This window comes from Streptomyces recifensis, from assembly GCF_002154615.1.
Lineage (GTDB): Bacteria > Actinomycetota > Actinomycetes > Streptomycetales > Streptomycetaceae > Streptomyces > Streptomyces griseoluteus.
The window spans coordinates 1-700 of sequence record NZ_MUNH01000901.1 but is presented as its reverse complement, the minus strand read 5'-3'; the positions used below and the strand labels follow the sequence as shown (position 1 = coordinate 700).

Here is a 700-nt window from a genome sequence, read left to right as displayed (position 1 = left end):
CCCGCAGCAGCCGTAGCCGCACCGGGCCCCTGCCGTGCCGCACGACGTTGCCGACCAGTTCGCTGGCGAGCAGTTCCGTCGTGGGGGTCAGTTCGTCCAGCCCCCACTCCGTCAGCTGTTCACGGACGTGCCTGCGCGCCATGCCGGCCGCTTGCGGGACTTCAGGCAGGGGCCAGGAGGCCAGTTGGCCGGAGGGGAGTGCGTGGACCCGGGTCACGAGGAGGGCGACGTCGTCGCCGGTGGACCGTCCGTCGGGAAGGAGGCCGGTGACGATGTCGTCGCAGAGGGCGTGCAGGTCTTGTGTGTCGGCATGGCTCAGCAGCCGTGCGAGGCCGGCCATGCCCTGGTCGGCGTCGCGTTCCGACGATTCGACCAGTCCGTCGGTGAAGAGAACGAGCAGGCTCTCGTCCGGTACTTCGATTTCCACGGTGTTGAAGGGCGGTTCGGCCGCTCCCAGCGGCGGGTCGGGCGTGTCCTCCAGGAACTGGACCTTTCGGTCCGGACGCACGATCGCCGGTGGCGGGTGCCCGGCGCGGGTGAAGGTGCAGGTTCCCGCGGTGGAGTCGTAAAGCGCGTAAAGGCAGGTGGCGTAGGAGTCCTCGCCGAGGCCGCCGACGATGTCGTTGAGGTGGTTCATGATCTCGTCGGGGGGCAGCTCGAGGCCGGCCAGGGTGTGTACGGCGGTGCGCAGCCGCCCCAT

1 protein-coding gene is annotated in these 700 nt (G+C 69.7%); it reads right to left on the bottom strand.

From position 1 onward, the window contains the following. On the bottom strand, positions 1-700 hold a 700-nt coding region (locus CCN33_RS30700), incomplete at both ends, for a PP2C family protein-serine/threonine phosphatase (RefSeq protein ID WP_140394785.1).